At 71.0% G+C, this 26,370-nt stretch carries 29 protein-coding genes; 9 read left to right on the top strand and 20 right to left on the bottom strand.

Annotation, left to right across the window (positions count from 1 at the left end; genetic code table 11):
* Window positions 1–11 precede the first annotated feature (11 nt).
* The 8 genes from AB0I66_RS06385 to AB0I66_RS06350 all read right to left on the bottom strand — a co-directional run bounded on the left by AB0I66_RS06385 (window position 12) and on the right by AB0I66_RS06350 (window position 5,266).
* Entirely contained in the window at window positions 12–350 is a 339-nt protein-coding gene (locus AB0I66_RS06385) for a MerR family transcriptional regulator (protein ID WP_363206529.1), read from the bottom strand.
* 451 nt (window positions 351–801) lie between these two features.
* Window positions 802–1,110 (bottom strand): SCO5918 family protein, encoded by a 309-nt coding sequence (locus tag AB0I66_RS06380; protein ID WP_363206528.1) that lies wholly within the window; start codon window positions 1,108–1,110, stop codon window positions 802–804.
* A gap of 45 nt (window positions 1,111–1,155) precedes the next feature.
* Window positions 1,156–1,335, bottom strand: coding sequence for a hypothetical protein (locus AB0I66_RS06375; RefSeq protein WP_363206527.1), 180 nt, complete (start codon window positions 1,333–1,335; stop codon window positions 1,156–1,158).
* A 93-nt stretch (window positions 1,336–1,428) separates the two neighbouring features.
* Window positions 1,429–2,931, bottom strand: a complete 1,503-nt coding sequence (locus AB0I66_RS06370) for a DEAD/DEAH box helicase (protein WP_363206526.1) — start codon at window positions 2,929–2,931, stop codon at window positions 1,429–1,431.
* A 288-nt stretch (window positions 2,932–3,219) separates the two neighbouring features.
* On the bottom strand, window positions 3,220–3,423 hold the full coding sequence (locus AB0I66_RS06365) for a cold-shock protein (RefSeq protein WP_363206525.1): 204 nt from the start codon (window positions 3,421–3,423) through the stop codon (window positions 3,220–3,222).
* A gap of 348 nt (window positions 3,424–3,771) precedes the next feature.
* Window positions 3,772–4,155, bottom strand: a complete 384-nt coding sequence (locus AB0I66_RS06360) for an FhaA domain-containing protein (RefSeq protein ID WP_363206524.1) — start codon at window positions 4,153–4,155, stop codon at window positions 3,772–3,774.
* 71 nt (window positions 4,156–4,226) lie between these two features.
* Window positions 4,227–4,682 (bottom strand): PRC-barrel domain-containing protein, encoded by a 456-nt coding sequence (locus tag AB0I66_RS06355; RefSeq protein WP_363206523.1) that lies wholly within the window; start codon window positions 4,680–4,682, stop codon window positions 4,227–4,229.
* Window positions 4,679–5,266 carry a PRC-barrel domain-containing protein gene (locus AB0I66_RS06350; protein WP_363206522.1) on the bottom strand — a complete coding sequence of 196 codons (588 nt, stop codon included), beginning with the start codon at window positions 5,264–5,266 and terminating at the stop codon, window positions 4,679–4,681. Before AB0I66_RS06350 ends, AB0I66_RS06355 begins: the two co-directional genes overlap by 4 nt.
* Before the next feature lie 315 nt (window positions 5,267–5,581).
* Here AB0I66_RS06350 and AB0I66_RS06345 point away from each other — a divergent pair, with 315 nt between their 5' ends.
* Both AB0I66_RS06345 and AB0I66_RS06340 read left to right on the top strand, forming a co-directional pair.
* A complete protein-coding gene (locus AB0I66_RS06345; RefSeq protein ID WP_363206521.1) occupies window positions 5,582–6,484 on the top strand; it encodes an RNA polymerase sigma factor SigF in 903 nt (300 codons plus the stop codon).
* 103 nt (window positions 6,485–6,587) lie between these two features.
* The gene (locus AB0I66_RS06340; protein ID WP_363206520.1) at window positions 6,588–6,983 is read left to right on the top strand and encodes an STAS domain-containing protein; all 396 of its coding nucleotides are present in this window, start codon (window positions 6,588–6,590) and stop codon (window positions 6,981–6,983) included.
* An 8-nt stretch (window positions 6,984–6,991) separates the two neighbouring features.
* Here the strand turns inward: AB0I66_RS06340 and AB0I66_RS06335 are convergent, their stop codons facing one another.
* The gene (locus AB0I66_RS06335; protein ID WP_363206519.1) at window positions 6,992–7,138 is read right to left on the bottom strand and encodes a hypothetical protein; all 147 of its coding nucleotides are present in this window, start codon (window positions 7,136–7,138) and stop codon (window positions 6,992–6,994) included.
* Window positions 7,139–7,428: 290 nt separating this feature from the next.
* Between AB0I66_RS06335 and AB0I66_RS06330 the strand changes: the two genes are divergently transcribed.
* From AB0I66_RS06330 to AB0I66_RS06320, 3 genes are all read left to right on the top strand, one after another.
* On the top strand, window positions 7,429–8,937 hold the full coding sequence (locus AB0I66_RS06330) for an FUSC family protein (protein WP_363206518.1): 1,509 nt from the start codon (window positions 7,429–7,431) through the stop codon (window positions 8,935–8,937).
* A 151-nt stretch (window positions 8,938–9,088) separates the two neighbouring features.
* Complete coding sequence (locus AB0I66_RS06325) at window positions 9,089–9,802, top strand: GAF domain-containing protein (RefSeq protein ID WP_363206517.1); 714 nt, start codon at window positions 9,089–9,091, stop codon at window positions 9,800–9,802.
* Between the two features lie 87 nt (window positions 9,803–9,889).
* A complete protein-coding gene (locus AB0I66_RS06320) occupies window positions 9,890–10,453 on the top strand; it encodes a VanZ family protein (RefSeq protein ID WP_363206516.1) in 564 nt (187 codons plus the stop codon).
* Between the two features lie 16 nt (window positions 10,454–10,469).
* Here AB0I66_RS06320 and AB0I66_RS06315 read toward each other — a convergent pair whose 3' ends face one another.
* Complete coding sequence (locus AB0I66_RS06315; protein WP_363206515.1) at window positions 10,470–10,925, bottom strand: DUF6003 family protein; 456 nt, start codon at window positions 10,923–10,925, stop codon at window positions 10,470–10,472.
* 94 nt (window positions 10,926–11,019) lie between these two features.
* Complete coding sequence (locus AB0I66_RS06310; protein ID WP_363206514.1) at window positions 11,020–11,868, bottom strand: RNA polymerase sigma factor SigF; 849 nt, start codon at window positions 11,866–11,868, stop codon at window positions 11,020–11,022.
* Between the two features lie 210 nt (window positions 11,869–12,078).
* On the opposite strand from AB0I66_RS06310, the gene AB0I66_RS06305 reads away from it, so the two are divergent.
* The 4 genes from AB0I66_RS06305 to AB0I66_RS06290 all read left to right on the top strand — a co-directional run bounded on the left by AB0I66_RS06305 (window position 12,079) and on the right by AB0I66_RS06290 (window position 15,364).
* Window positions 12,079–12,513 carry an ATP-binding protein gene (locus tag AB0I66_RS06305; protein WP_363206513.1) on the top strand — a complete coding sequence of 145 codons (435 nt, stop codon included), beginning with the start codon at window positions 12,079–12,081 and terminating at the stop codon, window positions 12,511–12,513.
* 82 nt (window positions 12,514–12,595) lie between these two features.
* A complete protein-coding gene (locus AB0I66_RS06300) occupies window positions 12,596–12,829 on the top strand; it encodes an XRE family transcriptional regulator (RefSeq protein ID WP_363206512.1) in 234 nt (77 codons plus the stop codon).
* Window positions 12,830–13,050: 221 nt separating this feature from the next.
* Window positions 13,051–14,235, top strand: coding sequence for a nitric oxide synthase oxygenase (locus AB0I66_RS06295; RefSeq protein ID WP_363206511.1), 1,185 nt, complete (start codon window positions 13,051–13,053; stop codon window positions 14,233–14,235).
* Window positions 14,236–14,308: 73 nt separating this feature from the next.
* Window positions 14,309–15,364 (top strand): lactonase family protein, encoded by a 1,056-nt coding sequence (locus AB0I66_RS06290; RefSeq protein WP_363206510.1) that lies wholly within the window; start codon window positions 14,309–14,311, stop codon window positions 15,362–15,364.
* A 93-nt stretch (window positions 15,365–15,457) separates the two neighbouring features.
* Here AB0I66_RS06290 and AB0I66_RS06285 read toward each other — a convergent pair whose 3' ends face one another.
* The 9 genes from AB0I66_RS06285 to AB0I66_RS06245 form a co-directional block, all read right to left on the bottom strand.
* On the bottom strand, window positions 15,458–16,402 hold the full coding sequence (locus AB0I66_RS06285) for a hypothetical protein (RefSeq protein ID WP_363206509.1): 945 nt from the start codon (window positions 16,400–16,402) through the stop codon (window positions 15,458–15,460).
* A 156-nt stretch (window positions 16,403–16,558) separates the two neighbouring features.
* Complete coding sequence (locus tag AB0I66_RS06280; protein WP_363206508.1) at window positions 16,559–17,557, bottom strand: BadF/BadG/BcrA/BcrD ATPase family protein; 999 nt, start codon at window positions 17,555–17,557, stop codon at window positions 16,559–16,561.
* A complete protein-coding gene (locus AB0I66_RS06275; protein WP_363206507.1) occupies window positions 17,554–18,231 on the bottom strand; it encodes a uracil-DNA glycosylase in 678 nt (225 codons plus the stop codon). The genes AB0I66_RS06280 and AB0I66_RS06275 overlap by 4 nt, the downstream gene beginning before the upstream one ends.
* Window positions 18,232–18,264: 33 nt before the next feature.
* Window positions 18,265–19,356 (bottom strand): exo-alpha-sialidase, encoded by a 1,092-nt coding sequence (locus tag AB0I66_RS06270; protein WP_363206506.1) that lies wholly within the window; start codon window positions 19,354–19,356, stop codon window positions 18,265–18,267.
* Between the two features lie 144 nt (window positions 19,357–19,500).
* Window positions 19,501–20,406, bottom strand: a complete 906-nt coding sequence (mmuM, locus tag AB0I66_RS06265; protein WP_363206505.1) for a homocysteine S-methyltransferase — start codon at window positions 20,404–20,406, stop codon at window positions 19,501–19,503.
* Complete coding sequence (locus AB0I66_RS06260; RefSeq protein WP_363206504.1) at window positions 20,403–22,463, bottom strand: ABC transporter ATP-binding protein; 2,061 nt, start codon at window positions 22,461–22,463, stop codon at window positions 20,403–20,405. Before AB0I66_RS06260 ends, mmuM begins: the two co-directional genes overlap by 4 nt.
* A gap of 15 nt (window positions 22,464–22,478) precedes the next feature.
* Window positions 22,479–23,393, bottom strand: coding sequence for an ABC transporter permease (locus tag AB0I66_RS06255; RefSeq protein WP_363206503.1), 915 nt, complete (start codon window positions 23,391–23,393; stop codon window positions 22,479–22,481).
* The gene (locus AB0I66_RS06250; RefSeq protein ID WP_363206502.1) at window positions 23,390–24,340 is read right to left on the bottom strand and encodes an ABC transporter permease; all 951 of its coding nucleotides are present in this window, start codon (window positions 24,338–24,340) and stop codon (window positions 23,390–23,392) included. Before AB0I66_RS06250 ends, AB0I66_RS06255 begins: the two co-directional genes overlap by 4 nt.
* On the bottom strand, window positions 24,337–26,178 hold the full coding sequence (locus AB0I66_RS06245; protein ID WP_363206501.1) for a peptide ABC transporter substrate-binding protein: 1,842 nt from the start codon (window positions 26,176–26,178) through the stop codon (window positions 24,337–24,339). The genes AB0I66_RS06250 and AB0I66_RS06245 overlap by 4 nt, the downstream gene beginning before the upstream one ends.
* Window positions 26,179–26,370: the final 192 nt, after the last annotated feature.

The raw sequence follows: 26,370 nt of genomic DNA, 5'->3' as shown, positions 1-26,370 counted from the left end.
AGGGGCGGGGCTCAGCTCGGGCTCTCGCCCGACTCCGTCGAGGCGCGGCGGTACTCGGCGTTGATGCGCTGTGCCTCCTCGAGCTGGTCCTCGAGGATGACGATGCGGCAGGCCGCCTCGACCGGGGTCCCCTGGTCCACCAGTTCGCGGGCGCGGGCCGCGATCCGCAGTTGGTAGCGGGAGTACCGCCGGTGCCCGCCTTCCGAGCGGAGCGGAGTGATCAGGCGGGCCTCACCGATGGCCCGCAGGAAGCCGGGTGTGGTGCCGAGCATCTCGGCGGCCCGCCCCATGGTGTAGGCGGGGTAGTCGTCGTCATCCAGACGACCACTGAGCGGGGTATCTGCTGTCATGTCACCTCGTTATGCCAACGCGTCGAGGGGCCCTGGTGCCGTACGGCACCAGGGCCCCGAAGGAAATTCAACACCATCCGTCGGCCCTATTGCTGCGCCGACCTCCTGTTTCCGCTGTCCGGCCCTGCGAGAGGGCGGAAATGCGGGGATCGCAGATGCGTGACCGAGGACCACCTTCCGTTCCGGGGTCTTGCGGTTACCCGGGCCGAATCGATCTCGGGCCGGGCCATCCTGATGGCGTCTGCTCCTTCCGTTCTCCCTCTGGGGTTCCAGCTACGAGAGAAACCTTAATCATGCGACCGGGCAATGTCTACCATGGCGAGCATAGATTTTGTGATCTGCTCCACCGGTACATGCGCGTGGGCAACACGTGGGCAGAACGAAGAGGGCCCCGCCGGTGTACCGGCGGGGCCCTCTTCGTAGTTCTGATGTTCGTGTCGTGCGTCTTCCGCTACGCGGGAGTGGGAGTGCCGAGCAGTGCCGACGCCGTCTGGAGCGGGGTGAGGTCGCTCGGGGCGGCGTCCTCGGAAGGGGTGCGGCAGGTGAAGCCGAGCATCCGCATGGCGCGGGTGACCTCGGCGGCGCTGAAGTCACGCCGGTCCTGCCGGGTGATCACGGCGCCCACCTGCTTGATGGGGTAGTGGCGGCGGCCGACGATGACGGAGTCACCCGTGACGGGCTCGGGCTTGACCCCCTTCATCGCGTCGAGCACCCCAGCCTTGGTGAGGTCGAACGGGAAACGGGCGATGACGCAGCGCATGGTGCCTCACAGGTACGGAGAGGGGCGGTGACAGGGGTGGGACGCTCAACGCGTGAGGGCGAGAACGTCCCGTAGGCGGACCTGGTCCGTGTAGGCGGGGCCTTCGCGGACCTCGATGAGCCGGGCACGCGTGATCAGGCGCGTGCGCTGGTCGTCCTCGTCGCACAGGAACAGATGGCCGGCGCCCGCGCCTGCCATCACCGACAGGGCGAGCTCGACGGTCATGTCGTCACGGACCTGCGGTCCGCATGACGGTGCCTGAACCGGTGTCAAAGGTGCCTCCTGCAAAGGTGGGTGAGCCTGGTGGACGCGCGAGCTCTAGGCCGCCGAGCTGGTCGGCCCCCCTGCGGGACGGCGCGGGGCACGGTCGGTGCGGCGGTCCTGGGCGCTGCGGCTGCGACGGCCACGGGAAGAGGCCGAACTGCCGCGCCGGGGGCGCTCGGTGGCCGGCCGCGCGATGGTGACCGGGACGCCCGAAGGAGCCTGCGCGCCGGTGATGCGGCTCAACTCCTCCTCGCCGGAGCGCACTTGGGTGGTCTGCGGGGTGATGCCCGCGGCGGCCATCAGACGGCTCATGTCGCGACGCTGACCCGGTGTCACGAGGGTGACCACGCTGCCGGACTCACCGGCACGGGCCGTACGGCCGCCGCGGTGGAGGTAGTCCTTGTGGTCGGTGGGCGGGTCGACGTTCACGACCAGGTCGAGGTTGTCGACGTGGATGCCGCGCGCGGCGACGTTGGTCGCCACGAGCACCGTCACATGACCGGTCTTGAACTGGGTCAGGGTCCGCGTGCGCTGCGGCTGGGACTTCCCGCCGTGCAGGGCCGCGGCGCGCACGCCGCTGTTCAGCAGGTGCTCGGTCAGCCGGTCGACGCCGTGCTTGGTGTCCAGGAACATGATCACCCGGCCGTCGCGGGCCGCGATCTCCGTGGTGGCCTGGTTCTTGTCCGCGCCGTGCACGTGCAGCACGTGGTGCTCCATCGTGGTGACCGCGCCCTGCGAGGGGTCGACGGAGTGGACGACCGGGTCGTTGAGGTAGCGGCGCACCAGCAGGTCGACGTTGCGGTCGAGCGTGGCCGAGAACAGCATCCGCTGGCCCTCGGGGCGCACCTGGTCCAGCAGCGCGGTGACCTGGGGCATGAAGCCCATGTCGGCCATCTGGTCGGCCTCGTCGAGGACGGTGATGCCGACCTGGTTCAGCCGGCAGTCGCCGCGGTCGATGAGGTCCTTCAGACGGCCGGGCGTGGCGACGACGACCTCGGCGCCGGAGCGGAGCGCACCGGCCTGCCTGCCGATCGACATGCCGCCGACCACCGTGGCGAGCTTCAGCCGCAGGGCGCGGGCGTACGGCGTGAGCGCGTCGGTGACCTGCTGGGCCAGCTCGCGGGTGGGAACGAGGACCAGGGCGAGCGGCTGACGCGGCTCGGCGCGCTGGCCTTCCGTACGGGCGAGCAGCGCGAGGCCGAAGGCGAGCGTCTTGCCCGAACCGGTGCGGCCACGGCCCAGTACGTCACGGCCCGCGAGGGAGTTGGGCAGCGTCGCCCCCTGGATCGGGAACGGCACGCTCATGCCCTCGCGGCCGAGCGCGGCGAGCAGCGGCGCCGGCATCGCGAGATCCGCGAACGCCTCGACGGCCGGGAGAGCGGGGGTGACGGTGACCGGCAGGGCGAACTCGCCCTGGGGCGCCGACGGACGGCGGCCGTAGCCACCGGAACGGCGCGGTGCGCCGGAACCGGAGCGCGATCCGTAGCCGGAGCCAGAGCCAGAGCCAGAGCCCGAGCGGGCGCGGTAAGGGCGGTCGTTTGAGCGTGTGCGGTTCATGCGGAACCTTCCTCGATGCGGCACGTACCAAGGAATTTCCGCAGCAGGAATGCAGCGCGGAGAATCGCGAGAACGGGCCGGATGAAATGCGTGGGGCGAATCCGGCCGGCTGCAATGCTCTGCGGGCGGATGCGCGGGAACGTCTGGCGTTCCTGGCAGGGCACGGCAGGCGCGAGATCAGGAAAAGATATGCGCGCAGGAATTAGTGACCCTGGATGCTGCTGAAAATGCACGAGCTGGGGCCCGCACCCCAAGGTGCGGGCCCCAGCTGCGAAGTACGCGTGAGCGTCAGGCGGGAACGATGTTCTCGGCCGTCGGGCCCTTCTGGCCCTGGGCGATGTCGAAGCTCACCTTCTGGCCTTCCTGGAGCTCACGGAATCCCTGGGCGGCGATGTTCGAGTAGTGGGCGAAGACGTCGGGGCCGCCGCCGTCCTGCTCGATGAAGCCGAAGCCCTTTTCCGAGTTGAACCACTTCACGGTGCCGTTAGCCATAATTTTCTCCTTCGGGGCAGTGCCCGGAGCCGCACTGTGCTGACTCCGTGTCGCCGCGATGATTGCCCCGCCGGAAATGACCGGAAATACAAAAGTGCTCCCACCGGCCGAAAAGGCGGTGAGGGCACTTGAAGTTTTTGGGAACCACAACTGCAACTGAGATCGACAGTAGCACGGTGCGACCGGCGACGCGTGGTAAAAAAATGCGTTCCGGGCGTCGCGCAAGAAAGCCTCAGGGCGCCTGCCGCTGATTTCTCTCACGGCCGGCACACATATTGCTCCGCTCGAAACGCAGCGTTTCTGCGGCACGGAGTCGGCGGCGGGACGACAGGGCGCCGGGCCGGTAGATCAGCCCTTCCTCTGCGGGGCGATCTGGCCGTGGATCTGGAACCTGCCGACCGCGTCACCACCGGCCGACCGCAGGCTGACGGCCACGGGCCCGGCGAACGTGTAGCCCTGCTCGGCGGCGTGGCGGTGCACCTGGGCGGCGAGGTAGCGGTTCAGCTCCGTGCCGCTGGTGGTCAGCTGCCGGTGGCTCTCCGGCGGCAGGTCGATGACGAACGAATTGGGCACGAGAACGCGCTCGCGCCCGAGGATCAGCGCGCTGTCATCGCACTGCCGGCGCAGTATGGCGACCACTTCCCCGCGCTTCTGTTTCGGTGGCAGCAGCAGGGTCCACAGAGTGGCTGTCCAGCGCTCCATGGCGTGTTCGATCAGACTGATGACTCGCATGGCGCTTCTGCTGCCCGACGGCCCGGGGCGCACTCTCACCCAATGGGGTGGCCGGCCCGGCGCGGGGTGGATCAGCTCGCGGGCAGGGGCGGGATGCCGGCGCCGAGGACCAGTGCGTACGGGCCCAGGCCCACGAGACGGCTGCCCGGTATCTGTTCGCGCCCGACGTAGAGATCTCCGATGTCGCCGGTGTCCGGGTCGAACGTGACTTCGGTGAGCGTGCCGATGTCCTCGCCGTACTCGGTGAGGACCCGCTTGCCCAGCAGCCTCTTGTGCGCGCGGGAGTGCGAACCGTCGTGTGCCGTCCCGGCCGCGGCAGCGGTGGTGTCGATGATCACGGCGTCCGGTCCCATCCCGCGCACCTGCGCCCAGGGAACGCTGTCACCGCCGCTCCTGGCGCCCCGCAGATACAGCTCCGTGATCCGGCGGGTCCGCGGATCGATGCCGAGACCGTCCACCTCACCGGCCGGCCGTGCGTCATCGGCGCCGATCACCGGATGCCCGAGGACCTGGCTGAGCAGCATCATCGCTCGTGCTCCTTCCGGAGTCCCGTCTCACCCGCGGCCCGGCTCCGGTGCCACGCCGCGGTCAGCGCGTCGAGGTCGTCCACCGCCTGCCCGGCGAGCTCGGCCGGGATCACCAACGTGTCCCCGGTCATGGCCAGTTGCCCGTGCACGGGCAGGAACGCCTTGCGCTCGTGGCGGCCCATCGCCTCGGTGGTCGCGATCTCGAAGCCGGCCACCCTTCCGCTGACGCCGCTCTCCACCACGGCGTCCAGCACGGTGCCCAACTCCAGCCCCCCGTCGCTCAGTACGCGGGCGCCACGCACCTGACCGGTGCCGGCCTCGCTCCTGTCCACCACCGCGTCCCTGGCCTGCAGGACATCGGCGGAAGGGATCATCACGGCCTCGGGTCCGAGGGCGTGGACGCCGGACCAGGGCAGGCTCTGCTTGAGCGGTCCTGACAGCAGCCCGCGGCCCGCCAGCGTGAAACCGGTGATCTGTCCGCCCGAGGCGTCGAGCACGGTGTCCTTGACCTGGGCCACCGCCTCCCCGCCCAGGGTGACCACGGGCCGCTTGGTGAGCTCGGCGACGAGCATCAACGTGATCATCGAATCCCCCCGCGTCCCGCCCTGCGTCCCCGCCGGACGACGATCGCGCCGCCACCACGGCGTTTCGCCTGTACCCCGAGGACCGCACCGCCCAGCAGGAGCAGTGCGACGAGTACCACGGCCAGCCACATCCACCAGATCACAGCCGTCCACCTCCCGTGTCATCCCACGGTCGAGTCGAGTTCCCCGAAAGGCGCTTCCTATACGGAGCCACGGAGAGTCAAGTCACGGGAATGTAACGGGAGATGGTGGGTAGGAGCCCGTGCACGACGCGCTCTCGCCCGGAGGGCGCCCTCTGGACCGGGAGTGACGAAGGTGGCCCCGACGACCAGCAGCACAGCCTCCACGATGTCGTACGCCGAACGACATACCGCCGGCCCCGACTTCGACGCCGTCGAGCCGACGGGCATCGAACACCCTCCGCCGTGCACGGGGTCGCACACCGGCAGTCGGCGCACGGCCGACATCCGGGCCCTTTCCAAGGCGCTCTTCGCCCGTCTGGACGAGGCGGAGGAAGGGACGCCCGAGCACGCGTACGTACGCAACTCCCTGGTGGAGCTGAACCTCAACCTCGTGCAGTACGCGGCGCACCGGATGCGCCCGCGCGATGAGTCGTACGAGGACGTCGTGCAGGTCGGCACGATCGGTCTGATCAAGGCGATCAACCGCTTCGACCTCCAGCGAGGCGTGGAGTTCACCACCTTCGCGCTGCCGACGATCATGGGTGAGATCAAGCGGTTCTTCCGCGACACGACCTGGGCCGTCCGCGTCCCGAGGCGGCTGCAGGAACTCCGCATCGACCTGGTGAAGGCCACCACCGTCCTCGAGCAGGCCAACGGCCACACCCCGACCACGGCCGAACTGGCCGAGCACCTGGACCTGGACGAGGCCGAGATCAGCGAGGGCCTCACCGCGGCCAACGGCTACACCACGGCCTCCCTGGACTTCCCGGCCGACGGCGTCGACTCGGACGACACGCTGGCCGACCACGTCGGCTACAGCGACCCGGCGCTGGACAAGGTCGAGGACCTGCACTCCCTGAAGCCGCTCATCGCCGCGCTGCCGGCCCGCGAACGCAAGATCCTCGCGATGCGCTTCGCCGCCGACATGACGCAGAGTGAGATCGGTGCGGAGCTGGGCATCTCCCAGATGCACGTCTCGCGCATCCTCAGCCGGACCCTCGGACGGCTGCGGGCCAAGCTCACCGACAAGAGGTAAACAGCGCAGGTCAGGAGGCTGGGGCAGCGGGCGACTCGCCGCTCGGAGCTGTTTCGGGAGAGGCCACTGGGTTGATCTCGGTACGATGGCTCATGGGGGTGTGATGTCCACTGAGACCCATCGCCTGACCATCACCGAGCTCGCGAGTTGCTCCGACTCCGCGGTGCTGCGGGTCAGCGGCGAGCTCGACCAGTCCTGCGAGGAGTACTTTCTGCGTACCCTCGGCGCTTCCGTCGAGGCCGGGCACCGGCACCTGGTCCTGGACGTGACGGCGCTGATGTTCTGCGACTCGCGCGGGCTCAACTGCCTGCTCGCCGTGCGCTGGCTGCTCGCCCGCCGCGAGGGCAGGCTGCTGCTCGCCGGTGCGGGACGACGGCTGTCGGAGATGCTGACGCTGACCGGCAGCACGGAACTGCTGCCGGCCCACCGCACGGTCGGCCACGCCCTGCAGACCCTCCCGGCCGACCAGCGCCCCCAGTGGCCGCCGGCGGAGCCCTGAACGACGGCTCAGCGACGCCCGCCGAACTTGCCGAGCATCCGCTTGGCCTGGGCCCGCTTCCTGGGATCGGCCGAGGCCCGACGGGCCTGCTGGATCGTGCGCTGTCCCTGCGGGCTGCGGACGAACTGCTTGATGCGGTTGATGACTCCAGGCATGACGACTCCTAGAAACTCGAGATTCATCGGCGTACGACCGGGCCCTCGGCGAGTACCCCGGCCCGCATCAGATACGCCATGAGCCGCCACGCCCGCCCGGAATGATCCGTTGGCCCTCCCGTGGTACGGCGTGTGGGCGGGGGAGTGAGCCATTGGCTCAGTGGAACACGTGCCGGTTGAGCCAGTCGGGCTCCGGATGGTGAAATGTTGCTGTCGATGGCGCTGCGGATCCCCGCGGCGCCTTTTTCATGCGGGCAGGTCGAGTCGTACGCGGAAGGGGCGGGGCAGCCGTGCTGAAGAGGGTGTTCGTGGCGCCGGATCCGGGGCGGGCGCGGTTGCGTTTCGCGGTGCGGGCCGTCATCGGCATCGCGCTGGCGGTGGCCGTGTGCGGTCTGGCCGGGCACTCGCTGGCCGCGGCGATCACCGGTGGGCTCGCGGCGCTGCTCGCCCTGTTCACCGTGAGCGACCCGACGGTGAAGAGGCAGGCCGTCACCACTCTTCTGCTGCCGGTGGTCGGATTCCCCGTCCTTGCGCTCGCGGCCGGGCTGCACGACGTGCCCGTGGCGCGGGACGTCGCCTTCCTGGCCGTGATGGGCGCCGGCGTGTACGCGCGGCGGTGGGGGCCGCGCGGACACTCCCTCGGGGTGTTCGCGTTCATGATGTTCTTCGCGACGCAGTTCCTGCACACGGGGCCGGGGCAGCTGCCCGAGCTGTTCGCGGCCATCGTGCTGTCCCTGTGCGCCTCATCGGCCGTGCGCTTCGGGGCCTGGTGCTACGAGCGCCGCCTGCCGCCCCCGGTCGTGCCCGCGCCGCCCGGCGGCACGGGACTGGCCAGGACGACCACCCGGCAGGCGATCCAGGCGACCCTCGGCGGCGCTTTCGCGCTCGCGGCCGGTCAGGTCCTCTCCCACGAGCGGTGGTACTGGGCCGTGGGCGCCACCTGGTGGGTGTTCGTGAACACCGCGTCGAGCGGGGAGACGCTGGTGCGCGGCTTCAGGCGAGTCCTCGGCACGGTCATCGGCATCGGCGCCGGCTTCGTCCTCGCGGTACCGCTGCACGGCGCGCCGGTGCCCTCAGCGGTCATCGTCGCCGTCAGCGTCTTCGGGATCTTCTACACCGCGGCGGTCTCCTACACCTGGATGATGCTGGCGGTCACCGTGATGGCCGGGGTGCTCTACGGCCTCCTCGGAGTGCTGAACCCGGGACTGCTCGCCCTGCGGGTCGCGGAGACCGGCGTGGGGGCGCTCGGCGCCGTCCTCGCCGTGCTCCTGGTCCTGCCCGTCACCACGCACGCCACGACCAACGCCTGGATCGAGCGAGCCCTGCGGTGCGTGCACGCCTGCACGGCGGAGGCCGCGGCCCGGCTCGCGGGCTCCGGGAGCGCCGATCCCGCGCCGCTCGTCGCCGAGCTCGAGCAGCTCCTGGGGAAGGTGCGGTTCTCGCTCGCTCCGCTGGTGCACCCGTTCAGTCCGCTGCGGGCCCGCAAGGAGCGCGCCCGGCAGGTGCTCGCGCTGCTCGACGCCTGCGCCGACGAGGTACGCGGTCTTGCCTCGATCGCCGCCGACCCCGAGGCCTCGCACGACGACCGTCTCGCCGCCGCCTGCTGGCGCGTGGAGGCCGCGGTGGAGGCGCTCACCGCGCCGGACGCCGGGCGTGGACCGGCCACCGACGCCGACGCCCTGCCGCATCCCGCCACCGTGGAGCCCGTCCTGGCCCATCTGCACGGCCTGGAGAAGGCGCTCGTCGAATTGGCCGTGCCGCTGCGCAGTTCGCCCCGTACGCCTCTGATAGGGGCCTGAACAGGCACATCTCCCTCCGTTTCGGAAGCCGGAGCGACTATGCCGATCGACCCTTTCGATCGCCGACTCCGGCCGACGAGACATGAGTCGGCTCATCGCGTGGTAGACGGACTTCCGCTCCTGAGGCACGCGACTGAGAGGGATGCTGACCATGCCGACCATGCCGGAGGAATCACCGTCGATCGTGCATGACGTGTCGGTCGCGGCAGCCGTCGGGCGACGCGCGCTGCCGAACCGGCTCTGCACCGCGTTCACGCAGTCGATGGGCGCGCAGCGTGCGGCCCTGTCCTGGCTGCCCCGCCTCGAACACTGGCAACTCCTGCACGCCACCGACGAACCGGCCCTGCAGGCCGAGGCCGCGCAGTTCACCCGCGCCGACGGCCCCTCGGTCAGCGCCGCACTGGGGATGCAGCCCGTGTTCGTGCCAGACCTGCGCGACTACCCGTGCCGCACCGGACCGCCCCTGGCCGAGGAACTGCCGGGCACCCGGCGGGTGCTCGCACTCCCGCTGCACGCCCGGCAGACACCGGTCGGCGTCCTGTGCCTGTACTACACCGAGCGCACCGATGTGACCTCCGCCCACATCACCCACGCGCAGCGCGCCGCCGCCCTCGCGCTGGAGGCGCTGCTGCGCTGGCGGCCCGTGCACGACGCGGGCACCGGCTGCCGGCGCCCGGTGTGGACGACCAGCACGCGCGCGGCGCGCTGGGAGCGCATCCACCGGGCGGCGGACTATGTGGCGGCCCGTCAGGAGTGCGCCGTGGCCGAGGGACTGGCGTGGCTGCAGAAGGTGAGCGCGCGTGACGGCCTCTCGTTGCTCGACGTGGCCGACACCGTCCTGCAGCCGTCCCGGGCCCCCGCGTGATCCGCGTGCGGAAAACCGAGCGGAAGCGGATCCACCGCACATGTGAGGGAAGACGCAGACAGAAGACCCCTGAAATGGAGGCTCGTGATGGCACGGACGGTTCCGCAGGGCAAGGCCACCGAGGAAGCAGGGGGCCGGAGCGCTCCTGGTACGGCACCCCCGCTCTCCGGGTGGGCGCGGGCGATGGCCATGCTGCTGGCCTTCGCGGGAACGGTGGTCTTCGCCGTGCTGCTTGCCCGCCTCACGCTGGAACCCTCGGTCGCCTCCGAGTCCTTGACGCACAGCAATCTGCGGCCCGGCGACTCGATCCGCGACTACCTCGGACAGCCCGCGTTCCGTGACACCGTCAAACAGCTCGGCGGCAACATCGTGCTCGGCCTGCCGTTCGGCATGCTGCTGCCGGTGCTCGTGCCGCGCGCCCGGGGACTCATACGCGTCATAGCCGTCACGGCACTGGTGATGTTCCTCGTCGAGCTCGCCCAGGGCTTCCTGGTCACCGGGCGAGCCTTCGACGTCGACGACGTGCTGCTCAACACCACGGGCGCCGTGCTCGGTTACCTGCTGATCGGCCGCAGGCTCGGCCGCGCCGTGCACCCTCGCCGCCGGCATTGGTGGCACCGCTTCACGAAGCGGTCCACCGACACCCGCTGACGACGCCGTGCGCCGGTCACACGGTCAGGCGGCCGATCTCCTGCGGGTCGAGGCCGGTGAGCCGGGCGATGCGGGGCGCGGGGATGCCCGCGGCCAGCGCCCGGTGCACCAGGGCCTCCCAGTCCTGGGTCGTCTCCCGGTACTCCAGGAGTTCGCCCTCCATGTCCGTGACGGACTGGGGCGCGCACTCCTGCTGGACCCGCAGCGCCTCCTCCTCGCTCAACGGCACGAGCAGGCGCTCGGCGTCCTCGGGGATCAGCGCCTCCGATTCGGCGGGCAGGATGCGGACCAGCTCGGACGACGCCGACGCGTCGTGAGCCTGGAGCCAGCCGTGTACGGCGGGGGTCTCCGAGCACTCGAGCGCGCCGACGGCGGCGAGCGCCGTCCCCAGCCGGGGGTGCCGGTCGGGCAGGAGGAAGAGGTATGCGTCGTCGGCCATCGTGGGGGAGTCGCCTTCTCGATCGGACGTCATCAGTGCACTGCGTCAAACATCAGCGGTGCACTGATGCTAGCGCCCGCCGGCGGCCCGATTCCCGCCTTCACACCGCCCTCTTGCGCTGAGGGCGTCACTGCGTGGTGAGCATGCCCTCGCGCAGGCGGGAGAGGGTGCGGGAGAGCAGGCGCGAGACGTGCATCTGGGAGACGCCGAGGCGTTCGCCGATCTGCGACTGGGTGAGCTCGTCCACGAACCGCATGCGCAGGATCTGCCGGTCGCGCTCGCTGAGCTGGGCGAGGAGCGGGGACAGGGCGTGGAAGTCCTCCACGAGCTCCATGGCGGGGTCCTCCGCGCCGATGAAGTCGGCGAGGGGCGCCTCGTTGTCGTCGCGGTCGCCGCCGTGCAGCGTCGCGTCCAGGGAGGTGGAGTTGTAGCCGTTGGCCGCGGTGCGGGCCTCGATGACCTCTTCCTCGGTGAGGTTCATCAGCTCGGCCAGCTCGCTGACCTTGGGGGCGCGGCCGAGGCGGGTGCTGAGCTCGTCGGTGGCCTTGGCGAGCTCGACGCGGGCCTCCTGGAGGCGGCGCGGGACGTGCACGGCCCAGGAGGTGTCGCGGAAGAACCGCTTGATCTCCCCGACGATGTACGGCACGGCGAACGTGGCGAACTGGACCTCGCGGGAGAGCTCGAAGCGGTCGATGGCCTTGATCAGGCCGATCGTGCCGACCTGGACGATGTCCTCCATGTCGTCGCCGCGGTGCCGAAACCTTCCTGCGGCGTACCGGACCAGCGACATGTTCATCTCGACGAGGGTGTTGCGCGCGTACTGGTACTCGTGCGTGCCCTCTTCCAGCGTGGCGAGCCGGGAGAAGAACAGCTTCGACAGGTCGCGCGCGTCCTTGGGGCCGATGCTCTGGGGAGAGACGATCTCCGGCAGTTCCGCGATGTCCGTGCCCGTGGATGTACCGGTGGCCGTTGTCATGATGTTCCCTCCCTGTCCGCCGGCCCTCCGTCGTCCCCCGACCGGCCGGTGAACCGCACGTACCCGCACGTCGGCGCTTTATGCACGTCACTTTGCAAGAAGATCCGTTGTCGGCCGGAGCGTTACAGGGCCCGTATTGCGGGCAAGTGTGCATCTCGGACAGCGGCCATCCCATATTCGGACCGAGGACAACCCGTACGAGGAGGGCACATGAGGACGCACGGGACGCGACTGGACACAGGTCCGTCGCACCTGGACACCGGACCGTCGGACGGAGCGGTATTCGACAAGCGGCCGGAATCTGTCGCCCATGCCCGGGACTTCACACGCGCGTTCGTGGACGGGCTCCGCCCGGCCATGCAACCCCAGGACGTGGTGAGCATCGAGCTCACAGTGTCCGAGCTCATCACCAACGCCATACGGCACGCGCGCGGGACATCGTGTTCCCTGCATCTGCAGGCGGAGCCGGACGGAGTGGCCGTGACGGTCGGCGACGCCGATCCCCGACCGCCGCAGGAGCGGGCGCCCGACCTGGCGGGCGGCACCGGCGGATTCGGCTGGCCCATGGTCCAGCACATGGCCAGGACGGTCACCGTCACGAGGGGACCGAACGGCAAGACCATCCGGGCCGTGCTGCCCCGCTAGCGACCGCCCGCGCCGCCGCGTGGCGCGTGCCGCCCGCCGAGGCGTACGGAATGAGAGCGCGCGGGCGGGGCAGGAGGGGGCAATGGACGACCTGTCTCAGCTACTCCAACAGACCATGCGCCGCCGTCATCTGACGCCGCAGGCGCTCGCGGACAAGACCGGGATCCGCACCCCGCGCATCCGGGCCTTCGCGGAGGACGGCGCCGAAGGGCCCGTCCGCCCGACCGACGAGGAACTGGCCGAGCTGGCCGGCGCCCTCGCACTGCCCGCCATCAGAGACGCCGCGCGGCACACGGCCGCGGCGACCTCTCCCTGACCGCGGCGACCGCGCCCGACCGCGGAAACTCCCGCTGAGCACGAACCCCACCCCGACCTGCCGTTCACGGACGCGGTCTGGACACTTCGCCCCCTCCTGAGGTATGTGCACCGGGCACATACAGGGTGGATCACCCCGTCGACCGGGTAGTCCCGCGGCTGACAGACGCGCGGGCCGTGCGGGAGCGGTTCGCGCCCCGCAGCCGCCCCTGGGGGTGCACCATGCCGAATGCCGGCATCCCCGCCGACCCCCACCGGCGTGCCACCGACCCGGGCGCAGGCCCTGACGAGGCCGCCCTGCGCCATGCCGCCGCCGAGTTCGTCCGGCTCCACCACGGCGAGGCCGGTCACGGTGACCCAGGGCCGCGGATCGCCCAGGTGCGCGCCGAGATCGCGGCGACGGGGACGTACCACCACACCTCAGACGAGCTCGTATTCGGTGCCCGGCTCGCCTGGCGCAACGCCGCCCGCTGCATCGGACGCCTCTACTGGCGCTCCCTGCGCGTCCTGGACCGCAGGGAGCTGACCCGCGCCGAGGACATCGCCGCCGCGTCCGCGGATCACCTGCGGGAGGCCGTCGGAGCCGGGCGCCGGATCAGGCCCCTCATCACCGTCTTCGCGCCCGACGCACCCGGCCGCCCAGGGCCCCGCATCTGGAACGAGCAGCTCATCAGGTACGCCGGATACCGGCGCCCCGACGGCGGCGTCGTCGGGGACCCGCGCAACGCCGGGCTCACCGCGTTCGCGCGCGGCCTCGGCTGGCCGGGCGGTCCCGGTACCCCCTTCGACGTACTGCCCCTGATCGTCCAGGGCGCCGACGGCGCACCCCGCTGGTTCCGGCTGCCGCCCGACGCCGTGCTCGAAGTGCCCATCGAGCACCCCGAGTACGCCTGGTGGGCGGGTCTGGGGCTGCGGTGGCACGCCGTGCCCGCGCTGGCCTGCATGTGCCTGGAGATCGGGGGAGTCTGCTATCCGGCGGCACCCTTCAACGGCTGGTACATGGGCACCGAGATCGGGGCCCGCAACCTCGCCGACAGCGACCGTTACGACCTGCTGCCGCGCGTCGCCGCAGGGCTGGGGCTCGACACATCGAGCGACCGCTCGCTCTGGAAGGACCGCGCCCTCGTCGAGCTCAACCGCGCGGTGCTCCACTCCTTCGACCGGGCGGGTGTGACCATCGCCGACCACCACACCGAGTCCCGGCGCTTCCTGACCCATCTGGGCCGCGAGGAGAGCAAGGGCCGCACCGTCGGCGCCGACTGGTCCTGGATCGTGCCGCCCCTGTCCGGCAGCGCGACCCCCGTCTTCCACCGCACCTACGACCTGGTCGAGCGGCACCCCGCCTACGTCCACCACCCGGCGGCGCTCGCGAGGACGCGCGGCGAAAGCCACGGCGCCTTGGTCTAGACCGCCTGCTAGCGTCTGCCGCACGAGCGCCCCCCGAACCCGGTGCTCGGTCCGCAGTCGAGAGGGGAACGCAGTGGTCGGCAGGCACGGCGACAGTCAACGGGCGTACATCGGGTCCTTCACCGCGGCGGGCGGGGCCGGGATCCTCACCGTGGCCGTCGACCCGGACAGCGGCGCGCTGACCGTTCTCGGCGCCACGGAGACCGTCGCCGACCCCTCCTACCTCGCGCTGTCGGCGGCGGGCGACACCCTCTACGCCGTCAGTGAGACCACAGACGGGGCCGTCGTCGCGTACCGCCTCGACGGCGACAAGCCCGAGCAGACCGGGCCGCCGGTCGCGGTCGGCGGGGACGCGCCCACCCATCTGGCCCTGCACGCCGGGCATGTCCTGACCGCCAACTACGGCTCGGGCAGCGTGAGCGCCGTGCCCGTGCGCCCCGACGGCAGCCTTGCGCCCGCCCTCTCCGGCGTCCTGGCGCACACCGGCTCGGGACCCCACCCGCAGCGTCAGCAGCGTCCGCACGCCCACCAGGTGCTGCCCGACCCGAGCGGCCGGTGGGTGGTGAGCGTCGACCTCGGCACGGATTCCGTACGCGTCTGCGAGCTCTCGGCGGCGGGTGAGCCGACCCTGCGCCGCGAGGTCGCGCTGCGGCCCGGCTCGGGACCGCGGCATCTCGTGTTCCACCCGCGCGGCGACCGCGCCTACGTCCTGAACGAGCTCGCCCCCACGCTCACCATCTGCGCCTGGGACACCGCCGAGGGGACGCTCAAGCCGCTCGGCGAGGCGGCCGTCCTGCCGGGCCCCACGGACGGTGACGGCGAGGCCTACCCCTCCGAGGTCGTCATCGCCCCCGACGGCCGCTTCCTGTGGACCGCGACCCGCGGGCAGGACGTCATCTCGGTGCTCGCGCTCGACGAGGCGGGGACACGGCCGCGGCTCGCCGCCACCGTGCCGTGCGGCGGCCACTGGCCGCGTGACCTCGCCATCGATCCGTCGGGGCGGTTCCTGTACGCGGCCAATGAGCGCTCCGGCGACGTGACCTGGTTCGCCGTGGACCCGCAAACGGGCATCCCGCGGCGCGCGGGCTCGATCGAGGCCCCGGCCGCCTCCTGCGTGATCTTCAACTGAGCCGCGACCCGCGTGTACGCCGATGGGCCCGCCCCCTGCATCAGGGGGCGGGCCCATCGGCGTGACGGCATCAGGTCTGCCGGCGCGGTGCGGTCAGTGGACCGGCGCGCCCGACGGCTGCTGCGGGGCGATGCCGAGCGCCGACGTGTACTTGGAGAGGGCGAGCTTGCCGATGGCCGGGTAGGCGCCGAGCGACTCGGCGACCGCGCAGCCGGCCTCCTTGGCGGCGGCGTCGAGCAGGCTGCCGTCGATCTCGGGACCGATCAGGTACGGGGCGAGCGCCAGCTGCGTGGAGCCGGAGCCGCGCAGCTCCTCGGCGGTGTTCGCGATGGCGCCCTCCTGGTCGAGCGCGGCGGCCATAACCGGCACCGCGAGACGGGCCGCGAGCAGCATGCCGGTGATCCCGGCGGCCTGCACGGCCTCCTCGCCGCCGACCGTGGCGAGGACGATGCCGTCCGCCGCGGTGGCCACCGTGAACAGGCGGGCGCGGTCGGCGCGGGCGAGCCCGGCTTCCGACAGACGCACGTGCAGTCCCTCGGCGAGCAGCGGGTGCGGGCCGAGGACGTCGGTCAGCTCGGCGGGGGCACGGCTGTCCATCACGGCCTGGCGCACGCGCCGCATCAGCGCGTTGTCGGGACCCGCGAGGAGGGGGACCACGACGGCGACAGGGCCGTCGGGCTCGGCGACGTCCGCCCCCGCGGCGCGCGCCTGCTCGAAGCGCGCGGTGCGCTCGGCGGCGGCGTGCGCGAGCACGGAGTGCAGCGAGGGGAACTCCGGGAACGAGGTGACGGTGGCGTCCTCGGTCCCGTCGAGGTACCCGATGCGGGCGTCGAGGCCGGGCAGCTCGGAGCGGGCGATGCTCACGACTTCCTCGGCGAGGCTGCGCGTGGCGCTGCTGGGTACGCCCGGTACGGCGAGAACGAGCGCGGGCGCGTTCTCGGGAGCCGCCACGGGCTCCGGGCGGCGGTGCCGCCCGGGCTGGCGGGGTCGCGGCATTCGTACGGGCAGGCCTGATGCGGGCCCAGTGGAGGAGCTCATGGCGCCGCATGCTACTGGTTTCGAGGGCTTCGCTGTTCGGGGAGGGTACAGGTGGGCGGTATAAGTCCGCTTTTGTCTTATGAGTTACGTAAAGCTCGACTGTCATATTCCGGAGTGGTCAATTCCGGAGTGCTCACCTGCCCTTTCGCACGTGCGTCACCCGGCTTCCGGCAGGTGCACGGTCAACATGCGCGGGTCGAGCGGCAGACGCAGCCGGTCCGCGGCGAGGTCGACGGCGATGCGCACCGCGCCGTCCAGCGGGTCGCCGCCGGCCGCGACGACGCGCACATGCCGCAGCAGGTCCCGCAACTCCGCGTGCACCGGGCCGAGCAACGCCCTGCCCATCTTGAACAGGCCCCCGGTCAACGCGACTTCGGGCACCTCGCCCTGCCTCACCGCGTCGGACGCCGGGCAGACCGCGGCCGCCGCCTCGGCGATGTGCCGGGCGGCCTCCCGTAGGATCGCGTCGGCCACCGGGTCGTCGGGGGCGCAGCGCGCCACCTCGGGCGCGAACGAGGCGAGCAGCGCGGGCCGGTCCGTACGGGGATAGAGCTGACCCGGCAGTTCCGGCGCCGGGCCGAAGAGCTCCTCGGCGCGGGCGAGCAACGCCTTCGAGCCGTTGCGCCTGCCGTCGAACGCCCGCATCGCCGCCTCGAGGCCCGCCCGGCCGATCCAGGCGCCACCGCCGCAGTCGCCGAGCAGATGACCCCAGCCGTCGGCACGGTGCCAGGCGGCCAGATCCGTGCCGATCGCGATCATGCCGGTGCCCGCGGCGACGACCGCGCCGGGACGGTCGCCGAGCGCGCCCACGTACGCGGTGACGCCGTCCGCGGCGAGGGCCACGCGCCGTACCCCCAGGGCTTGCTGCAGCGCCCCCGGCAGCTGTGCGCGCAGGTCGTCACCGAGGCTCGCCATGCCCGCCGCGCCGACGGCGACGGCGGTGATGTGCCCTCCGCCCGCCTGCGCCAGCAACTCCCGGGCCATGGGCACCAGTTGCTCGGTGAAGTGCTCGGCGTCGATGCCGCGCGCGCCCGTGCGCACCGGCTCCTTCGAGCTCACCGGGGCCGGGAGGGCCGCACCGTGCAGGCCGCCGAGGGCGACCCGCATTCCGGAGCCGCCGGAGTCCACCCCGAGGACACACGAGGTGTCCGTCACGGAAGGCGCCAGTCCACCGGCTGCCCGCCCTGCTGGACGAGGAGGTCGTTGGCGCGGCTGAAGGGGCGCGAGCCGAAGAAGCCGCGGTCCGCCGACATCGGCGAGGGGTGTGACGACTCGACCGACGGCAACGGGCCGAGCAGCGGCCGCAGATTGCGCGCGTCGCGCCCCCACAGGATGGAGACGAGGGGACGGCCGCGTGCGGCGAGCGCCTTGATGGCCTGCTCGGTGACCTCCTCCCAGCCCTTGCCCCGATGCGCGGCGGGGCGCCCCGGGGCCGTGGTGAGCGCCTTGTTGAGCAGCAGGACGCCCTGCTGCGTCCAGGGCGTCAGGTCGCCGTTCGACGGCTGCGGGAGGTTCAGGTCGGAGCCGAGCTCGCGGTAGATGTTGATGAGACTGCCGGGCAGCGGGCGCACCTCGGGCGCGACCGAGAACGACAGGCCCACCGCGTGCCCGGGGGTCGGATAGGGGTCCTGGCCGACGATCAGCACCCGCACCTCGTCGAAGGGCTGTTGGAACGCGCGCAGCACGTTCGGCCCGGACGGGAGGTAGGTGCGTCCCGCGGCGATCTCCGCGCGCAGGAAGTCTCCCATCTCGGTGATCTTCCCGGCGACGGGTTCGAGGGCCTTCGCCCAGCCCGCCTCGACGATTTCATGCAAGGGTCGTGGTGCCACGGCGTCACCCTACTGCCGTAACGGGGTCGTCGATCAACCGATGGCCGCCGCCCTCACGCACAGTACGTCGGGCAGGTGGGACGCCAACTCCCGCCAGCTGTCGCCGTCGTCCGCCGACGCGTACACCTCGCCGTTGCGATTGCCGAAGTAGATGCCCGCGGGATCCCGGCCGTCGCTGCACATCGCGTCGCGCAGCACCGTGCCGTAGTGGTCGCCCGCAGGGAGGCCCTCGCTGAGCGGCTCCCAGCTCTTGCCCGCGTCGGACGTGCGGTAGACGCGGCAGCGGTGGTCGGCGGGGACGCGGTCCATGTCGGCGTTGATGGGGAAGACATAGGCGGTGTCCGCCCGGTGCGGGTGGGCGACGGCGGCGAAACCGAAGTCGGACGGCAGGCCCTCGCCGATGTCCGTCCAGGTCCCGCCCGCGTCGTCGCTGCGGAACACGCCCCAGTGGTTCTGCAGATACAGGCGGTCCGGGTCGGCCGCGTCCCGCGCGACCTTGTGCACGCACTGGCCGAACTCCGGGTTCGGGTCCGGCAGGAAGACCGCGGAGACGCCGTTGTTCGACGGGGTCCAGCTCTTGCCGCCGTCCTGGGTGCGGAAGACTCCGGCGGTGGAGACGGCGACCGTCACCGCGTCCGGGTCACGGGGGTCGGTCAGGATGGTGTGCAGGCCCTCACCGCCGCCTCCCGGCACCCACTGGTCGCGCGTGGGGTGCTCCCAGAGGGGGCGTACGAGCTCGAAGGTCTCGCCGCGGTCGTGCGACTTGTACAGCGCGGCTGGTTCCGTTCCCGCGTACACGACGTCCGGTTCGGCGGCGGCCGGGTGCAGTTGCCAGACCCGCTCCAGTGAGGCCTCGGTGTCCTTGGGGAACTTGACGGCCGCCTTGGACGGCTCCGTCCAGGTCCTGCCGAGGTCGTCGGAGTGGAAGACGGACGGACCGAAATGGGAGCTGTCGCCGCCCACCAGGAGGCGCGGGGCGCTGCCGCGGGTGTCGATGGCCACCGAATAGATGGCCTGGGCGTTGAAGTACGGGCTGTCGTCGAACTGCCAGGCGTCCGAACCGGCGCGCTTGCGGCCGATGAAAAGGCCCTTGCGGGTGCCTACGGTCAGGATGATCTCGGCCATGGTGAGCCACCTCCGGGACGTCGTTGTCTCAGGTACGGCTCAGTCTGCACCCCGGCACTGACAGTTACCCCTGAGCGAGACGTCCTCGCAGGTCGGAGCGTGTGTGGCAGAGGTGCCGAACACCTCTGCGCACGCCTTTGGACCTCACTCGGGCCGGTCGGTCCCGGACAGTTCCGCGGCCACCCGGGCGATCGTTTCCGGCCCCACCCGGCAGCACCCTCCGATCAGGCGCGCCCCCGCGTCCCGCAGGCCCGTGACCCGGCCCGCGGTGAAGCGCGCGGGACCCCGCCATGCCCTGGCGGTCGCGTCCCACGTCTCGCCGCTGTTGGGGTACGCCACCACCGGCTTCCCGGTGATCCTCGCGGCGAGGCGCACCGCCGTGTCCGCGTCCCGCGGGTCGCAGCAGTTGACGCCCACCGCGAGGATCTCCTCGGCGTCGGCGGCCAGCGCGAAGGCCTCCGTCAGGGGCTGGCCGGCCCGCGTGTAGCCCCCGGCGACGGTGTACGACAGCCAGGCGGGCACCCCCAGGCCGCGCACCGCCCGCAGCAGGGCCCGCGCCTCGTCGGTGTCCGGCACCGTCTCCAGGGCGATGACATCCGGTTCCGCGTCGGCGAGGACCTCCAGGCGCGGGCGGTGGAAGCGTTCGAGCTCGGCCACCGTCAGGCCGTACCCGCCCCGGTACTCGGAGCCGTCCGCGAGCATCGCGCCGTACGGTCCCGCGGACGCGGCCACCCACACCTCGCGGCCCACGTCAGCGCCCGCGCCCCGGGCCAGCTCGACGCTCAATCGCAGCAGTTCGGCGGTGCTCACCGCGTCGATGCCGTGCTGCGCGAAGCCCTCGAACGTCGCCTGATAGCTCGCCGTGGTGGCGATGTCCGCGCCCGCCTCGTAGTACGCCCGGTGTGCCGCCGCGACGGCCTCCGGCCGGTCGGCGAGCAGCCTCGCCGACCACAGGGCGTCGCTCAGGTCGTGCCCCGCGGCCTCCAGCTGGTTGGAGAGGCCGCCGTCGAGCACGAGCGGGCGTCGGGTCAGGGCATCCGCGAGTTTCACGCTGTCGACGCTAGCCGAGGCGCGGACAGGGGGAAGTGACACGCGACCTGGTGTCCCGGGCCGTTCGGCGTGCTCGCCTGCGGCTCCGCGGTGGCGCAGACGTCCTGCGCCGCGGGACAGCGGGTACGGAACCGGCAGCCAGACGGCGGTTTCGCCGCCGACGGTGTCTCGCCCTCCAGGGGTGTGCGGTCGACACCGTGCGCCGCGTCCGGGTCCGGCAGGTTGACCGTGTCGAGCAGGCCCCGCGTGTAGGGGTGCAGGGGATGGGCGTACACCTGCTTGGCGGGTCCCGACTCGACCAACTTGCCCAGGTACATCACACCGACGGTGTCCGCGAGGTGGCGCACCACTGCCAGGTCGTGCGAGATGAACAGATACGTAAGGCCGCGCTCCCGCTGCAGCTCCCGCATCAGGTTCAGGATCTGCGCCTGCACGGAGACGTCGAGCGCGGACACCGGCTCGTCCGCGACCACCAGGTCCGGGGAGAGCGTCAACGCCCGCGCGAGCCCCAGGCGTTGGCGCTGGCCTCCGGAGAACTCGTGGGGGTAGCGGTGCACGGCGCCGCGCGGCAGGCCTACCGCGTCCAGGAGTCCGGCGATCAGTTCTTCCTGTTCGGCGCGGGTGCCGACGCCCTGGATGACGAGGGGCTCCCGGAGGATCTCGCCCACCCGCATCCGGGGGTCCATGGCGGCCGTGGAGTCCTGGAACATCAGCTGGACGCGCCGCCGGTGCGCCCGCCGCTCGGCCCGTGACATCCGCGCCGGGTCCTGGCCGTCGAAGCGCATGTGCCCGGCCGTCGGCTCCTCCAGGCCCGCGACGATCCGGCCGAGCGTGGTCTTGCCGCACCCGGACTCGCCGACCATGCCGAACGTCTCGCCCTTGCGGACCTCCAGGGACACCCCGCCGACCGCGCTCACCGTGCCTCGGGTGCGCGAGAAGGCGCCGCCCTTGAGCGGGAACTCCTTGACGAGAGAGTCGAGTTCGAGGAGTACGTCGCCGGGCGCGCGCGGCGCGGGCACGGTCGGTGGCACGACGACCTCGTCCACCGACGCGTTGTCCGGCACCGGATGGAAGCAGGCGAACCGGTGCTTACCGCTCTGCACTTCGTCGTCCGCGAGCTGCGGTTCCTTCGCGCGGCACTCGTCCGTGGCGAAGGTGCAGCGCGGAGCGAACCGGCACCCGGCCGGGCGCACCGCCAGGTTCGGCGGGAGGCCCGGGATCGTGTGGAGGGCGGTGCCGTTGTCCGCGGCCCGCTCGGGGAGCGAGGCGAAGAGCGCCTCCGTGTAGCGGTGCCGGGGTCTCGCGAACAGGGCGCGTACGTCGGCCTGTTCGGCGACCTTGCCCGCGTACATCACCGCGACCCGGTCGACCCGGTTGGCGATGACGCCCAGGTCGTGCGTGACCAGGATCATCGCCATGCCGAGGCGCTCGCGCAGGCCGTCGATCAGCTCCAGGATCTGGTGCTGCGTCGTCACGTCGAGGGCGGTCGTCGGCTCGTCCGCGATGAGCAGTTTCGGCTCACAGACCAGGGCCATGGCGATCGCCACGCGCTGGCGCATGCCCCCGGACAGCTGGTGCGGATACGCCTTCATCCGCTCGGCGGGCTGCGGCATGCCGACCAGGCGCAGCATCTCCTCGGCCCGCGCCCATGTCTCTTTCCTGCTCAGCTCGGGGCGGTGCAGGACGAGCGGCTCGGCCACCTGCGCGCCGATCGTCATCGTCGGGTTGAGCGAGGTGAGCGGGTCCTGGAAGACCATGCCGATGGTGTTGCCCCGTACGCCTTGGAGGACCGGCGCGGGGGCCGCGGCCAGGTCCTGGCCGTCGAACAGGACGCGTCCGCCGGTGATCTCGCCGCCGGGCGGGAGCAGGCCGAGGACGCCGAGCGCGGTCATCGTCTTGCCGCAGCCCGACTCGCCGACGATGCCCAGGGCTTCGCCCGGGGCGAGTTCGAGGGAGATGCCGTCGAGGGCGTGGACGGTGCGCTCGCGCGAGGTGATGTCGACGCGCAGGTCGTCGATCGTGAGCAGCGGGTCGTTTGTGAGCAGAGGCTCGGTCATGGTGTCGGTTCTCCCTTACTTCCGCAGCCGTACTTCGAACGCGTCCCGCAGCCCGTCACCGATGAAGTTGAACGCGGCGACGACCAGCACGATCGCGATGCCCGGCGGGAAGATCAGCCACCAGTAGCCGTTCTGCGTGTAGGTGATGCCGGCCGAGAGCATCGAGCCCCAGTCGGCCGACGGCGGCGGGATGCTCAGGCCGAGGAAGGCCAGGTAGCTGACGTAGAGGATGGCGTCGGCGATCTGGAACGTGCAGTTGACGATGACCGTGCCGATCGCGTTCGGCACGATGTGCTTGAACACCGCCCGCGCGCCACCGCCGCCCATCATCCGCATCGCCTGCACGTACTCGCGGTCGCGCAGCGAGAGCGCCTCCCCGCGCACCAGGCGGGCGGGGGAGAGCCAGGCGACCGAGGCGATGATGACGATGAGGACGCCCTTGCTCGGCGTGATGATCGCGGCGACCACGACGAGCAGGAACATCGCCGGGATCGCGAGTGCCGCGTCCGTGATCCGCATCATGGCCGCGTCCACCCAGCCGCCGAAGTACCCCGCGACGGCGCCGTACACGGTCCCGAAGAGCGTCGCCAACAGGCCCGCCGCCAGGCCGATTTCGAGCGACGTCTGCCCGGCGACCATGAGCCGACCGACCATGTCGTACCCGAGGTCGGTGGTGCCCAGGAGATGGCCGGCGTCGCCCGGTGCGAGATTCGCTTGTGACAGGTCGGTGTGCGTCTGCTCGGTGGAGTACAGGAGCGGCCCGAGGTAGCTGAAGGCAAGCAGCAGCACCAGGACCACCACGCCCGTCAGGGCGAGCTTGTTGCCGGTGAAGACCTGGAGCGTGCGGCGGGCCAGCGAGGGCGTGGCCTGGGCCGCCGCCTCGTTCCCCGGGGCCGCCTCGGGGGTGACGTCTGCGGTCGCGGTACTCATGCCACGCTCCGTATCCGGGGGTCGAGGACGGCGTACAGGATGTCGGTGAGCAGCGAGCCGACGACGGTGGCGACGCCGACGACGAGCGTCACGCCCAGAAGGACCGGGAAGTCGGAGCCCTGCGCCGCGTTCCAGAACAGCAGCCCCATGCCGGGGTAGTTGAACATCGACTCGACGACGAGCGCGCCGCTGAAGAGTGTCGGCAGGTAGAGACCGAGGAGAGTGGCCAGCGGAATCAGTGCGTTGCGCAGGACGTGCCTGACCATGATCCGGCGGCTCGACTGGCCCTTGGCCATCGCCGTACGGACGTACTCCTCGGTGAGGTTGTCGAGGACCGCCGAGCGCATGTAGCGGCTGAACATCGCCACGATGCCGAATGCCATGGTGACCACCGGCAGCACCAACCCGGTGAAGTCGCCCAGGAGTTCGCGCACGCTCTCGCCCTGCGGCGCCTCCGCCGGGAGGATCGGCATCACCTGCGCGAACAGGATGATCATGATGAGGCCGAGGAAGAACACCGGCGTCGCGTAGAGGAGGAAGGCGAGGCCCGTCAGCGCGTAGTCCGACGCCTTGCCGCGCCGCACGGCCTGGAGCAGGCCGAGCGGGGCGGCGATGACCACGGCGAGCACGGTGGAGAGGACCGTCAGAAGCAGGGTCTTCGGCAGGCGCTGCTTGAGCAGGTCGAAGACCGGCGAGTTCAGCTTGAACGACTCGCCGAGGTCCCCGGTGAACAGCCGCTTCAGGTACATCACGTACTGCGCCGGCAGTGAACGGTCGTAGCCCTGCTGGTGGTTGAAGGTCTCGATCTGCTGCGGTGTGCCCTTGGGGCCGAGGATGGCGCGTGCGGGGCCGCCGGGCAGCATGTGGAGGAGGGTGAAGACGATGATCGAGACCAGGAACAGCACGACCAGCGCCTGAAGGAAGCGCTTGACCAGAAAGCCGGTCACTTGTCGGCTCCCTTCTTCTTGACGTAGTACCAGTCCTGCGGCGCGAAGGTGACCGTCGGGTTCTGGCCGACGCCCCGCAGGTCGTTGCGGATCACGGAGACCTGGTAGGCGGGGTTGGGCATCCACATCACCGGCAGCTGCTCGGCCAGGTACTCCCCGTACTCGTGCACGGCCTTCATGTCGGGCGAGTACTGCACGCCGCGGATGATCCGGTCGGCCTTCTTGTCGCTGTAGTTGCCGAAGTTGGCGGAAGCGCCGGTGGAGAAGAGCTGCTCACCGCTCGGGTTGAGCGGGTAGTACCAGCTGCCGGCCGTGCCGAAGAACGACATGTCCCAGTCGCAGCCGGGGTCCTTCGCCTTGCAGGGCACGGAGTTGCCGAGCACCGAGTTCAGCGGCTGCTGGCGCACGGTCAGGTCGATCCCGCCCTTGGAGAGCGAGGACTTGAGCTCCTGCATCATGTTCGTGGTCTCGGTGGAGCCGGACTGCGAGAGCAGGGTCAGTTCGAGCGGCGCGTTCCTCGCGATGCCCTTGCCGCACTCGTCGGCGCCCGTCCCGGGGCGTACGCAGCGGGCGGTGCCGTCCTGCGTCCGCCAGCCGTGCTCGGCGAGGAGTCGCCGCGCCCTCTTCACGTCGAAGGGGTACTGGTTCTTCTCCATCGCCTCGGACAGGTACTGGCTCTTCGGGGTCACCGGCACCGGACCGAGCGTCGGCGTGGCGCTGCCCTGCCAGATGACGTCGCTCATCGCCTGCTGGTCGACGAGGTGCTGCATCGCCTGGCGGATGTAGAGCTGGTCCATCATCGGGCCCGCGTGCGTGGAGTTGAAGTTGTAGACGATGTACGTGGCCGCCCAGCCCTCCCAGGGGTCGGTGCGGTAGCCCTTCTCCTCGAACTTCTCCTTCTGTGCCATGACCGACGGCGGGATGTAGCCGTAGTCGACGCCGCCCGAGCGCAGGACGTTGTACTCGGAGTCCGCGGTGGTGAAGGGTTTGAAGACGACCTTGTCGAGGTGCGGGCGCTGCGACTTCGGGCCGGTGTACTTCTCGTTGGGGACGATGGTGACCTGGCCGCTGTCGCGCCAGCCCGCCAGCTTCCAGGGGCCGTTGACCGTCTTCCAGAGCGGGTCCGAACCGTAGGACCCGAGGCTCTTGGCGTGCCGCGTGAGCCGCGCGAAGACGGTCTTGGCGCCGGACTTCGTACGGTCCCAGTCGCCGACCTCGCCGCCGTCGGTCTTGGCGTCCCAGGCGTGCTGGGGCAGGGCCCGCATCAGGGTGAGCTGGTTCGCGGTGAACCAGTCCGGGTTGTACGCGCGGCTCAGGTGCAGCCGCACGGTGTGGTCGTCGACGGTCTCGAACCGCTTGACGTTGTCGGGCATCGTGCCGACCGAGTAGTTGCCCCAGCTCGTCTTGTTGGCCTTGACGAGGTTGAACCAGAACTCGATGTCCCGCGAGGTGACCGGCTTTCCGTCGGACCACGTCACGCCCTCGCGCAGCGGCACGGTCACCGTCTTGTTGCCGTCGCTGAACTTCGGCTCCCGGCCCAGCGTGCTCGGGCCGTGCGTGGTCAGCTCGTTCTTGTCCTTGTCCTGCACTGCGTCGTACACCGGCATGTAGAGCAGCGACTGGATGCCGTAGTTGTACGAGGCCCCGTAGCCGGGGGCGCCGATCGGGAAGATCCAGTTCGGCGTCGCGGCGGGCGGCAGGGCCATGGTGGCGGTGCCGCCCTCGACCGGAGTGCCGCCGGTGGGGCCCATGTCGATACGGCCGCCCTCCTGCGTGCAGCCGGTGACCGCCGCCGCGAGGACGAGCAGCGCCGCCGCCGCAGACCTGAATGAGCGCATGGCGATGGGCCTCCAAGGGGTACGGGGCCGGCCCCGTGCCGGAGAACGACGAGGCGGCGCCCGAACGCTAGGCCGCACGAGAAAAACAAGTCAATAGCTTCATTCGGCAAGAAGTCTTAAAGTCGGCAAGGCTGGCCAACTTGCTTCGAAGGGACCTAGTGTTCCTCCCGATGTCGAACGAACTGATCGAAG

Source organism: Streptomyces sp. NPDC050439, assembly GCF_040655335.1.
Taxonomy (GTDB): Bacteria; Actinomycetota; Actinomycetes; order Streptomycetales; family Streptomycetaceae; genus Streptomyces.
This window is presented reverse-complemented; position numbering and strand designations above follow the sequence as displayed.